This is a genomic window from Photobacterium sp. DNB23_23_1, assembly GCF_052873815.1.
Genome location: NZ_JBNNXT010000025.1, coordinates 66566 through 78438, shown reverse-complemented (window position 1 = coordinate 78438; position 11873 = coordinate 66566). Strand labels below are relative to the sequence as shown.

Annotated in this window: 14 protein-coding genes; 6 read left to right on the top strand and 8 right to left on the bottom strand. The window is 51.9% G+C overall.

The features are described from left to right. Nucleotides 1–233: 233 nt before the first annotated feature. A complete protein-coding gene (locus ACVA53_RS15900) occupies nucleotides 234–773 on the top strand; it encodes a gamma carbonic anhydrase family protein (RefSeq protein ID WP_446505608.1) in 540 nt (179 codons plus the stop codon). A gap of 2 nt (nucleotides 774–775) precedes the next feature. Here ACVA53_RS15900 and ACVA53_RS15895 read toward each other — a convergent pair whose 3' ends face one another. The 4 genes from ACVA53_RS15895 to tsaC all read right to left on the bottom strand — a co-directional run bounded on the left by ACVA53_RS15895 (nucleotide 776) and on the right by tsaC (nucleotide 3439). Then, a complete protein-coding gene (locus tag ACVA53_RS15895) occupies nucleotides 776–1039 on the bottom strand; it encodes a DUF1488 domain-containing protein (protein WP_255042855.1) in 264 nt (87 codons plus the stop codon). 8 nt (nucleotides 1040–1047) lie between these two features. After that, a complete protein-coding gene (gene aroE, locus ACVA53_RS15890; protein ID WP_446505607.1) occupies nucleotides 1048–1869 on the bottom strand; it encodes a shikimate dehydrogenase in 822 nt (273 codons plus the stop codon). A gap of 96 nt (nucleotides 1870–1965) precedes the next feature. Further along, complete coding sequence (hemF, locus tag ACVA53_RS15885) at nucleotides 1966–2871, bottom strand: oxygen-dependent coproporphyrinogen oxidase (protein WP_446505606.1); 906 nt, start codon at nucleotides 2869–2871, stop codon at nucleotides 1966–1968. Nucleotides 2872–2881: 10 nt separating this feature from the next. Beyond that, nucleotides 2882–3439 (bottom strand): L-threonylcarbamoyladenylate synthase type 1 TsaC, encoded by a 558-nt coding sequence (tsaC, locus tag ACVA53_RS15880; protein WP_446505605.1) that lies wholly within the window; start codon nucleotides 3437–3439, stop codon nucleotides 2882–2884. 199 nt (nucleotides 3440–3638) lie between these two features. Here tsaC and purE point away from each other — a divergent pair, with 199 nt between their 5' ends. Beyond that, nucleotides 3639–4127 (top strand): 5-(carboxyamino)imidazole ribonucleotide mutase, encoded by a 489-nt coding sequence (gene purE / locus ACVA53_RS15875; protein ID WP_446505604.1) that lies wholly within the window; start codon nucleotides 3639–3641, stop codon nucleotides 4125–4127. Next, nucleotides 4127–5242, top strand: a complete 1116-nt coding sequence (locus ACVA53_RS15870) for a 5-(carboxyamino)imidazole ribonucleotide synthase (RefSeq protein WP_446505603.1) — start codon at nucleotides 4127–4129, stop codon at nucleotides 5240–5242. Before purE ends, ACVA53_RS15870 begins: the two co-directional genes overlap by 1 nt. An 88-nt stretch (nucleotides 5243–5330) precedes the next feature. Here the strand turns inward: ACVA53_RS15870 and ACVA53_RS15865 are convergent, their stop codons facing one another. The 4 genes from ACVA53_RS15865 to ACVA53_RS15850 are packed head-to-tail and all read right to left on the bottom strand — an operon-like array spanning nucleotide 5331 to nucleotide 8618. Further along, on the bottom strand, nucleotides 5331–5888 hold the full coding sequence (locus ACVA53_RS15865; RefSeq protein WP_446505602.1) for a topoisomerase DNA-binding C4 zinc finger domain-containing protein: 558 nt from the start codon (nucleotides 5886–5888) through the stop codon (nucleotides 5331–5333). 40 nt (nucleotides 5889–5928) lie between these two features. Then, nucleotides 5929–6402 (bottom strand): DUF494 family protein, encoded by a 474-nt coding sequence (locus ACVA53_RS15860; RefSeq protein ID WP_107351489.1) that lies wholly within the window; start codon nucleotides 6400–6402, stop codon nucleotides 5929–5931. Between the two features lie 2 nt (nucleotides 6403–6404). Then, nucleotides 6405–7499, bottom strand: a complete 1095-nt coding sequence (dprA, locus tag ACVA53_RS15855; RefSeq protein ID WP_446505601.1) for a DNA-processing protein DprA — start codon at nucleotides 7497–7499, stop codon at nucleotides 6405–6407. Between the two features lie 9 nt (nucleotides 7500–7508). Continuing rightward, nucleotides 7509–8618, bottom strand: coding sequence for a LysM peptidoglycan-binding domain-containing protein (locus ACVA53_RS15850; protein WP_446505600.1), 1110 nt, complete (start codon nucleotides 8616–8618; stop codon nucleotides 7509–7511). 258 nt (nucleotides 8619–8876) lie between these two features. Between ACVA53_RS15850 and def the strand changes: the two genes are divergently transcribed. From def to rsmB, 3 genes are all read left to right on the top strand, one after another. Next, a complete protein-coding gene (gene def, locus ACVA53_RS15845) occupies nucleotides 8877–9398 on the top strand; it encodes a peptide deformylase (RefSeq protein ID WP_255042846.1) in 522 nt (173 codons plus the stop codon). A 29-nt stretch (nucleotides 9399–9427) separates the two neighbouring features. Beyond that, nucleotides 9428–10372, top strand: coding sequence for a methionyl-tRNA formyltransferase (gene fmt, locus ACVA53_RS15840; protein ID WP_255042845.1), 945 nt, complete (start codon nucleotides 9428–9430; stop codon nucleotides 10370–10372). A 97-nt stretch (nucleotides 10373–10469) separates the two neighbouring features. After that, entirely contained in the window at nucleotides 10470–11750 is a 1281-nt protein-coding gene (rsmB, locus tag ACVA53_RS15835) for a 16S rRNA (cytosine(967)-C(5))-methyltransferase RsmB (RefSeq protein ID WP_255042844.1), read from the top strand. Nucleotides 11751–11873 lie beyond the last annotated feature (123 nt).

Sequence of the window (11873 nt, the reverse complement as noted above, 5' to 3'; positions counted from 1 at the left end):
TCAAATTGTTAAAGAACAATACTGATTGGATAGCGGCTTAAGTTGCCGTGCTCCGTGTCAGTGAGGTCGCATTATAGAGAGTTCGATCACGTTAGCAAGGCCAAATTCAAAATAAATTCATCTTTTGAGCTTAACTGTGCAGTAATCAAACAAAGGCGGTGTTTTTCGATATTATTTACACCACACCAAGGCTAGTCTGACGTTATAAACTTAATTTTTTAAGGCTCTTTTTTATGATTTCACCTCTTCGCTCCTATAAAAACACTTATCCCACTATCGCTCCCACCGCCTATGTCGATCCGTCAGCAGTTCTTGTCGGTGACATCGCTCTCGGAGAGGATGCCAGCATCTGGCCTTTGGTTGCGGCCCGTGGGGATGTGAATCATATAAAGATAGGATCAAAGACCAATGTTCAAGATGGTACTGTCCTGCATGTATCACGAACCAGCGGCGAAAAACCACAAGGTCACCCCTTACTCATTGGAGATGAGGTGACAATTGGCCATAAAGCCATGCTACACGGCTGTCAAATCGGCCATCGTGTTTTAGTCGGTATGGGCGCTATTATTCTAGATGGTGCGATTATCGAGGATGATGTGATGATTGGCGCTGGTAGTTTAGTACCACCAGGCAAAGTACTAAAAAGCGGCTTTCTCTATATAGGTAGCCCAGTAAAGCAAGTGCGCCCTTTAACCGATAAAGAGCGCGCTTTTCTGCCAGCCTCGGCAGACAACTACGTCAGGCTGAAAAACGAATATCTCGCAGAAGAGTAGGGTTAGGCGATATCGATATCACCATCGGCGTTAAACTCTTCATCTTCAATCAAGTTTTCGGCGATATCTTCCAGATCGAAACGGTATTGGGCAAACACAGCAAGAACAGCAGCTTCATCAGCAAGTGCTTGCCCATACTCTTTTTCAAGCCAGGCTAAGCTAACCCAACAATGTATCAGTGCACCACCTTGTTGTGCGGGAAACGTCACGGCTTGGCGCTCACTGTCCCACGCTTGCATGTCAGCAAACAAAATATCTTGATTCATAGTATTCTTTACTTTTGAAGTGTACGGCGCAATTCATTTTGCACCTGTTTAGCCCCAGGCCGAATGCCACGCCACAGCATAAAACTCTCTGCGGCTTGACCGACCAACATGCCCAGACCATCCAGCGCTACTCTAGCACCATGCTCTTTGGCCCAGACATTAAATGTCGTCGGCTCGGCACTGTAGACCATGTCGTAGCAGGTCACTTCAGGGCGGATCAAACTAGTAGGGATCCCGGGTAACTCACCGCTAAGGCTCGCTGAAGTCGAATTAATAATCACGTCAAATTCATTACCCTCTAGTTCAGACAAGGCCGACGCCTCCACTGGACCATGGGAAGAGAACAATTCGACAAGCGCCCTGGCTTTTTCCACTGTCCGATTAGCAATAGTCAGTGAGCCGACACCTTGTGCCAGTAGAGGCAACACCACTCCACGAGCTGCACCGCCCGCACCGATCAGCAGGACTCTTTGTCCTTTCAATAAGGTACTGTGCTGAATCAGATCCTGCACTAGGCCTTCACCATCGGTATTGTCACCGAGAATAATGCCGTCATCGAGCTTTTTCAGGGTGTTCACAGCCCCAGCCAAGCGAGCTCGCTCGGTCAGTTGATCGGCATAGGCAAACGCATCTTCTTTAAATGGCATCGTGATATTACAACCACGACCACCAGCAGTAAAAAACGTATCTGCAGCCTCTTTAAATCCATCTACGGGTGCAAGCTGCGCTTCATAGCGCATGTCCTGCCCAGTTTGGCGGGCAAAAAGAGTGTGAATAAAAGGGGATTTACTCTGGGCAATCGGGTTGCCAAAAACAACATACTTATCCATCAGCCGGGATTCCGTGTTTTCAAACCAATAAAAAGGGCCAGTATTTCTACTGACCCTATCATTGCCAATTCAATGACTCAATTCCTTTCAGACACCTTACCAACTCCGCGGCTGAAGGTAGTTGTCATAAAGATCAGCTTCCTTTGAACCCGGCTCTGGGGTGTAGCTATACTCCCAGCGAGCAAGAGGAGGCATAGACATCAGGATCGATTCGGTACGTCCCCCGCTTTGCAGACCGAACAAGGTGCCACGGTCATATACCAGGTTAAATTCAACATAGCGGCCACGGCGATACAATTGGAACTGACGTTCACGTTCGCCATAGGGGGCAGGGGAGCGCTTCTCAACAATCGGTAAATATGCATCTAGGTAACCATTACCTACGGCCTGCATATAAGCAAAGCTCTTTTCAAAGCCCCAAGCATTGAGGTCATCGAAAAATAGACCACCCACACCACGGGTCTCGTTACGGTGGGGCAAGAAGAAGTATTTGTCACACCAGGCTTTGTGCTCATCATATACCGACTCGCCGAAAGGCTGGCAAAGCGCTTTGGCGGTATCATGCCAATGCTGGCAATCTTCTTCAAACGGATAGAACGGTGTCAAATCAAATCCGCCACCAAACCACCAGACCGGATCTTCCCCTTCCTTCTCAGCAATGAAGAACCGTACATTGGCATGAGAGGTCGGCACATACGGGTTACGAGGGTGGATCACCAGCGATACTCCCATAGCCTCAAAGCTGCGTCCAGCAAGTTCAGGTCGGTGCGCCGTAGCAGATGCTGGCATTCTGGTACCGAACACATGAGAAAAGTTAACACCAGCCTGCTCAAAGAGTCGGCCTTCCCGTAAAACCCGGCTACGCCCCCCGCCGCCTAGTTCACGCTGCCACTCATCTTGCTCGAAGCCCGCTTGCCCGTCCTGCTCGGCAACGGCATTACAGATCCTGTCTTGCAGATTCAGCAAAAAGGCTTTGACAGCTTCTTTATTCACTTGTTGCATGATTTCAATCCTATCCTTGGCGGAAAATATTACCGGTGATGGCATCACGGATTTCAGATGGGTTGTTTCGCCCTCCGGTTTCCCCCTGCAAAATCGCCGATAGTTGGCTACCTAACTGGGCTTCAACATCGGCAGCCGTACGTCCTGGCTCTTGGCCCGTCAGGTTAGCACTGGTTGAGGTCAGAGGCTTACCAAAAGCAAGGCAGAGCTGCTGCACCTGGGGATGATCAGTTACTCGCACCGCAATCGTATCGAACTGACCGGTCAAAAAACGCGGGACATCTGGCTTCGTTGGCATGACCCAGGTTACCGGCCCCGGCCAGGAAGCAAAGATTCGGGTTTTCTGTTCTTCGCTCAATACACTGTCATCGATATAGGGAGCCAGTTGTTCGTAATTGGCGGCAATGAGGATCAGGCCTTTTTCAATCGGGCGCTGCTTGAGCGCCAACAGCTTGTTGACGGCTGTTTCACTATCAGGATCGCAGCCCACACCAAAGACAGCTTCGGTTGGGTAAGCAATAACATCCTGCTGCCGGAGGGCAGCAACCACTTGGCTAAGGTTCTCCACAGGTACCTCTTTGAAATGACTGACGTCAGTTGTAACGTTCTGTTTACCTATCTTACCGACTCCTTACTAACAACTCCATGCTCGTTAATCATTGTTGCAATTTACCCGACGCAAACGTTTTCCTTCGCAAAAAATACTCGTATAATGCGCGACACATGCATTAATACCTCACCGTTTAGTTACCCCAAAGGAGATCGGGATGAAAGTTGGGATCATCATGGGCTCAAAGTCAGATTGGCCAACCATGCAGCATGCGGCTGAAATGCTGGACCGCTTCAACATTGCTTATGAAACCAAGGTTGTATCAGCCCACCGTACTCCGCACCTATTGGCTGAGTACGCAGAGCAAGCACACACCCGCGGTATCAAGGTGATCATTGCCGGGGCCGGCGGCGCCGCTCACCTACCAGGTATGACTGCCGCCTTTACCAGCCTACCTGTACTTGGGGTACCGGTTCAGTCTCGCGCCCTGAAAGGAATGGATTCTCTACTATCAATTGTCCAGATGCCAAAAGGCGTCGCAGTGGGAACCTTGGCCATCGGTGATGCTGGTGCCGCCAATGCTGGCCTACTGGCCGCTCAAATTATCGGAACCCAAGATAGCACGGTCATGGCCGCTATCGATGCATTCCGCAAAGAGCAAACCGAGACTATTCTGGCCAACCCGAATCCGGCCGAGGAAGCATAATGAAAGTACTGGTACTTGGTGCAGGGCAGCTTGCCCGAATGATGTCACTGGCTGGCGCACCACTGAACATCGAAGTCTTTGCTTATGATGTCGGTACTGGCAACGTCGTGCATCCCCTGACCCAGCAGGTAATGCTTAAAGGGCTCAATACGGCCATCACGTATTCCGATGTGATCACTGCAGAGTTCGAACATATCCCCCACGAAGTGTTGGATATCTGCGAGCAAAGCGGTAAATTCCTGCCGACCACTGACGCCATCAAGGCTGGCGGTGATCGCCGCCTTGAAAAAGCACTACTTGACAGTGCCGGGGTAGCTAATGCCACATACCACCTGATCAACAGCCGTGAAGATTTAGATGCCGCAATAGACATCGTGGGTTTGCCGATGGTACTGAAAAGTGCCTTAGGTGGCTACGATGGCAAGGGGCAGTGGCGTCTGAAACAGCGTGGCGATGCCGATAAAATTTGGCCTGAGATGGCTGAGTGCATGGCACAAACCGATAACCAAGCCATTGTTGCCGAAGAGTTTGTCCCGTTTGATCGTGAAGTTTCTTTGGTCGGCGCCCGCGGTAAAAACGGTGAAATATCAGTATACCCACTGGCAGAAAACACCCACACCGATGGTGTACTGAGCCTATCAGTTTCGATGACCGGTAACGAAGCTCTACAAAACCAAGCCGAAGCGATGTTCCGCTCACTCGCAGACTCAATGGGTTATGTCGGTGTATTGGCCATTGAATTCTTTGATGTCGGCGGCAAATTGCTAGTCAACGAAATCGCACCACGAGTACACAATTCCGGTCACTGGACCCAACAAGGTGCCGAGACCTGCCAGTTCGAGAACCATTTACGTGCCGTGACTGGTTTACCCTTGGGCAGTACTGCGCTGCTGCGCCCGACGGCAATGATCAATATCCTTGGTGAAAACCGCTTGCCAAGTGCGTTATTGAGCCATCCCCAGTGTCATATTCACTGGTATGGTAAAGAAAAGCGCCCAGGCCGTAAGATGGGACACATCAACGTCTGCGCTGATACCCAAGAGAAGCTGACGGCATCACTAACGACTATCGCTGCTCACCTCGACCCAGTCGCGTTTCCAGCCTTAACCCGCTAGCTAGGCGCCAGATAAAACAAAGCCAGCATCATGTGCTGGCTTTATTTTTGTATTCTCAGTTTGTGGCTAGCGCTAGGCCTAACGGCGCCTACTCCTGATATGAATGACAGCGCCGATCAGCACATTGCAGCTTGATACCTCTGGCCAATTTCTTCTCAATCAACAGACCAAAACCACACGTTTGACACTGACCTTTCACCGGTTTGGCATTGACTGCAAAGCGACAGTTCGGGTATTGATCACAGGCATAAAACGCCTTGCCGTAGCGTGACTTCCTCTCGATGAGATTTCCCTTCTGGCACTGTGGACAGGGCACTTGGGTCGACTCGGCTTTTTTTTCTGGTGATTCGATATGATGGCATTGTGGATAACCGCTACAGCCAATAAACATACCATAACGTCCTTGACGCAATACCAGCTCTTCGCCACAGTCGGGACAAGGCTGGCCCAAATGCTTGACGATATGACCATCATTATGGGCCAGAGACTTAATATATTCACATGCGGGGTAACTGGTGCAGCCTAAAAAAGGTCCGCGCTTACCATTGCGCATGGCCAGTGGTGACCCACATTCCGGGCACAGGTTTTCATGCTCTAGCGCGTGCTCATGGGCACTAAACAGCTGGGCGTTAATTTTTCCAGACATACGACTCAATCATCTTCAGTAACACCCCACCTACACGGGCTTAGTGTATGTAGCCATCTTCCATACCATACAGTAGCTCTTCCATCTGGCTGTAGGCGCTTTCATTACCCGGCGCATTGAATAGGACCATCAAAATGATCCACTTCAAATCATCAAGGTTAAAGTCTGAGGTTTCCAATGCCATAATCCGGTCAATAACCATTTCCCGGGTATCAGCGCCCAACACATGAATTTGCTCTAAGTAGGTTAAAAATCCCCGGCAAGTAGTATCCAACCGTGACATTTCTTGCGCCGTATAAATACGCATAGCCGTCACAGAACTGGTGTTCATATAAGGGGTTTCTTCTGTTTCTTGCAGGGCCGCGAGCTTTTCAAGCCACTCCAGCGCCTTGTAAATATCTTCCTGGTGGAAACCAGCACGAAGCAACTCTTCGGAAAGTTCATCCTGATCAACCATGAGCTCCGCATCACTGTGGATATAGGTTTCAAACAGGTACATTAGGATATCCATCATAACTAGCCCCTCCTCGTTCTGACATAGCCACCTGGTACAGCAGCGACCATTCCTTGCAATTCCAATTCAAGTAACTGCATCATGACTTCATGAACGGGTAGTCTACTACGTTCAGCAACTACATCTACGGGTGTTGCCTCATTGCCTACGTTAGCCAACAGCGCTGGAAATGGCAATTTATCATTTTGAGGTTGTGGGACACAATGAACTGACTGGCTACTTTTTGCGCACTCTGTCAGTACACCGACATCCTCAAAGATATCGACCGGCGTTTCTACTAATTTAGCACCGTTTTTTATCAACGCATGGCACCCTCGGCTCATCGGGCTGTGGATCGAGCCGGGCACCGCAAAAACATCACGACCTTGCTCAAGTGCATAACGGGCAGTGATCAAGGATCCGCTTTTTTCCTCTGCCTCTACCACTAATACGCCGACCGACAATCCACTGATCACTCGGTTACGCCGAGGAAAATGCTGGGGACGCGGTGATTCATCGGGCCAGAACTCGGAGACCAGTGCACCTTGATCGGCAATCGTGGCGGCCAGTTCTCGGTGTTTGGCAGGATAAATACGGTCAAGGCCAGAACCTAATACCGCCACAGTGGCACCGCCATTTCTCAGCGCACCGTAATGAGCCCTGCCATCGATTCCCAACGCCAAGCCGCTGGTCACGACATAGTCCGCCGCCACCATGGCAGCGGCAAACTCTCCGGCGGCCTCCAAACCATCAATACTAGCTGCCCGACTACCGACAATCGCCAACTGTGGTTCGTGCAGCCAATGCGCCTCACCTCGGACAAACAATAAAGGAGGGGGAGACGGGATTTCCCGAAGCAAAGCTGGATAAAGCAGGGAGTCGAGGGTGATGATCTGCTGGTTGGGCTGCTGGTGCCAAGCGAGACAACGGTCAATACGCTGCTGGGGGGGAAATGCCAAGTGCTGGCATTGACGCTCGCTCAGGCCAAGCTGGATGCGATCCCGTTCGGACATCGCACACAGTTCAGCGGGCGAGGTACACTCCAACAGGCGGCTAATACGAAAGCCGCCCAGCTGCGGAGCCGAGGCCAAGGCAAGCCAATCACTAAGCGATGACATCGTACCGGCTTAACCTCTCAGGGGTGACACGACACGCGACCCGACCCTGAAAGGCTCGGTTGCACGAGTCACCACCGCAAGACTGAAATACTCATAAGGACGGATCACTATCACCTCACCGATCAGGATGTCTTGCAAACGGCCGGATTCAGAAGAAGGGAAAGGCGAAGACAATAGCTGCGGGCTATCAGGCTCACTGTACTCATAGTTGCCTTTGTCGCCGGTGTAACCCGCCCCAGATCGAATGACGCTAAGTACATGGCCAACTTCCAGGCCATCAAGGTGACCCTGATTGAGCACAACGACCTCATGGGTCGCGATATACGCCATTCCCCCAATACTTGCTACCACCTCGGCCTCGGTTGCTGCAAGGGAAGGGGAGGGAGAGAAGCTCATCGCCCCTTCATGTTTAGGCAACGGGGCAGGGAGCAGCACATCATTAGGTTTAACTTCCCGGTAGGCATCGGTCAGCACCACGGCGCTGGTCGTATTTGTGACACTCACCACTTCACCACGAGCAACCTCTTTCAAGCTCGATATTCTGTAGATATCCCCTGATGCCAACTTGCGCTCCAGCGGAGGTGCGGGTCGGTAAACCCCCCATTGTTCGCCGACAACCAATGGCATGTCGACCCAGACCGTTTCCCCTCTAGCGATATACCCCTGTGCAAGACTGTCACCAATCACATGAGGCAGGTTCTTTCGCTCCTTCTCCACCAGCAACTTATCCTCAGCGAGATACGGCAAGAGTAACTCAGCAGGCAAGGTGGTCACCGGTTTAGGGGTCACTTTGATCTTGGGTGATAAATAGCGCAGCGGTTTACGTAGCAAACGAGGCTGACCGTCAACAAAATGCAGGTGGAGTTGATCGCCGGGGTAAATCCAGTGGGGATCAGCCACCTTATGACGGTTGCTCTGCCACAGTTCAGGCCAACGCCAGGGACTGGCGAGATAGTACGCTGAGATATCCCAAAGGGTATCTCCCTTCTTGACGGTATAGACAGCAGGCGCCCCTTCCTTCACGCTAAGTGCAGCAGATTGAGCGTGTACGCCAACCCCCATACTCGCGACAAACAACCACATAACCCTCCAAGGCACCTTTTTCCACTGCTTCATCATTCCCCCCACACCACTATGGCTTAAATGATCAGGCTGTCATTGACCTTGTGCAGTGTCCAGAACACTGTGTCAACCCGCCCATAGTTTTCGGCAGGCTTCACTTTTTCCAGCCTCGCAATTGCAATTTACCAAACGGTAGTAAACAGCAGGCACATAAGATCCATGCAACGGGGTACTATGATTTGCCCTGTAAAATGACTAGAATTAGAACAATTAAACGATCCCAGTTATCAGTACTGCCTTTTAAAAAGAGTGTCTATGTCTGTATTGCAAGTATTAACATTCCCTGACGAGCGCCTGCGCACCGTCGCTAAACCAGTCGAAACCGTAACGCCTGAAATCCAGAAACTTGTCGATGACATGCTGGAAACCATGTACGACGAGGAAGGGATCGGTCTGGCAGCCACTCAGGTGGATTTCCACCAGCGTATCGTGGTGATCGACCTGTCGGAAGAGCGCAATGAGCCACTGGTACTGATCAATCCAGAAATCATCGAAAAGCGCGGTGAAGACGGCATCGAAGAAGGCTGCCTGTCAGTTCCCGGTGCCCGTGCGCTAGTGCCACGAGCCGCTGAAGTCACAGTAAAAGCCCTAAACCGTGACGGCGAAGAGTTCACGTTTGACGCCGACGACCTATTAGCTATCTGTGTCCAGCACGAGCTTGACCACCTAGAAGGTAAACTGTTTGTCGATTACCTGTCGCCACTGAAGCGCAAGCGTATTCAAGACAAGCTGACTAAGATCAAACGCTACAACGAAAAACACGCGAATAACGCTTAATTCGCCCACCTGATTTTAAGGACGCTACCTTGAGCAAACCTTTGAAAATAGTTTTTGCAGGTACTCCGGATTTCGCCGCCCGTCACTTGGCGGCGTTATTGTCTTCGGAGCACGATATCATTGCGGTTTACACCCAGCCGGACCGCCCTGCAGGACGGGGCAAAAAGCTAACAGCTAGCCCAGTAAAGCATATTGCCCTTGAGCACGAGATCCCGGTCTACCAGCCGGAGAACTTCAAATCAGACGAAGCCAAGCAAGAATTGGCAGCTCTCGATGCCGATATCATGGTGGTAGTGGCTTATGGCTTGTTGTTGCCACAAGCGGTACTGGATACCCCGAAGCTGGGTTGTATCAATGTCCATGGCTCTATCCTGCCACGCTGGCGTGGTGCAGCCCCAATCCAGCGCTCGATCTGGGCGGGCGATGCGGAAACAGGCGTAACCATCATGCAGATGGATATTGGCCTAGATACTGGTGACATGCTGAAAATAGCCACGTTGCCGATCGAGCAAACCGATACCAGCGCCTCGATGTACGAGAAGCTTGCTGAGCTTGGCCCTGTCGCTTTGGTTGATTGCCTAGCTGATATTGCCGATGGTAAAGCCGTGGCGGAAAAACAAAATGATACGCTTGCCAACTACGCCAAGAAACTGAGCAAAGCAGAAGCCTGCATCAACTGGGCGGATGATGCCGCCCACATCGAACGCTGCATCCGCGCCTTCAACCCATGGCCGATGAGCTACTTCACCGTTGCAGAGCAGAACATAAAGGTCTGGCATGCCAGTGTCGAAGCCGATAGCCAAGGCCAGGCACCGGGCACGATTCTCGTTGCGGACAAGCACGGGATTTTGGTGGCAACCGGACAAGGGGCACTGCGCCTGACCGAGCTCCAGCCGCCAGGCAAAAAAGCGATGAAGGCACAAGATCTGCTGAACTCGCGCCGCGAATGGTTCGAACCCGGCACGGTACTGTAACCTTCCAAGGGCCAGTGCTTGCACTGGCCTTACTTTTTTCAACCTGCCTCCACCGCAACAAGCGACAGGGGTCAGGTCAATACACCAGGAAATCTGCATGAATGTAAGAGCTGCAGCAGCCAAGGTTATCTATCAAGTGGTTGATCAGGGCCAGTCTCTTTCTACCGCACTGCCGGCTGCCCAACAAGATATCAAAGAGCGCGACCACGCACTGCTCCAAGAGATGTGCTATGGCGTACTGCGCTGGCTTCCACGCCTTGAATCGGTTACCCAACAGCTGATGGACAAACCACTCAAGGGCAAACAGCGCGTCTTCCACCACCTTATTCTTGTTGGCCTCTACCAACTGGGTTACATGCGCATCCCAGCCCATGCGGCGGTTGCTGAAACGGTCAATGCCACCAAGAACCTGAAAAAACCACAGCTACGTGGCCTGATCAATGCCATTTTGCGAAACTACCAACGCCAACAAGAGAGCCTTGACCAACAAGCCATCAGCCATGATGCCGGCCGTTACGGCCACCCGGGCTGGTTGCTTAAGCTTCTTAAGGCAAGTTACCCTGAGCAGATCGACAGCATCACCACGGCCAACAACACCAAAGCACCGATGTGGCTGCGGGTCAACCGCCAGCACCACAGCCGCGATGCCTACCGTGCATTGCTTGACGAAGCCGGTATCGAGACGGATATTCACACCGAAGCGCCGGACGCCCTTAAACTCCACGCACCGTGCGATGTGAGCAAACTGCCGGGCTTTGCCGATGGTTGGGTGTCGGTGCAAGATGCGGCCGCCCAGCTATCTGTTGAGTACCTCCAGCCGCAAGCGGGTGAACTGATCCTTGATTGCTGCGCGGCTCCAGGCGGTAAGACCGCCCACATCATGGAGCGCCAGCCAGATACCCAAGTGGTTGCTATCGATTGTGATGACAACCGTCTAAAGCGAGTGCATGACAACCTTCAACGCCTGAACCTAACCGCTCAAGTATTGTGTGCCGATGCCCGCTACCCGGATAAATGGTGGCAGGGCGAGCTGTTCGACCGCATCTTGCTGGATGCCCCTTGTTCGGCCACCGGTGTGATCCGACGCCACCCAGACATCAAGTGGCTACGCCGCGCCGATGACATTGCTGCACTGGCCCAGCTCCAGTCGGAAATCGTTGATGCGATGTGGCAGCAGCTCAAGCCGGGCGGTACCTTGGTATATGCCACCTGCTCGATTACTCCGCAGGAAAACAGCGAACAGGTAAAAGCATTCCTTGAGCGCACCACGGATGCCGAGCTGATCGGTAGCGACCGCCAGCAACCTGGCCGCCAGATATTGCCTGGCGAACAGGATATGGACGGCTTTTACTACGCCGTTATGCGCAAAGCGAGCTAACTAACCAACAACGGAACTTGACCTCAAGTTCCGTTTTTTTGTTCACATTTCGGGATGTTATGCAGGTAATTCAGCGGCCAATCTTTCTATCGCTGAAAACTAAGTTATTCTAAATGAGCAGAG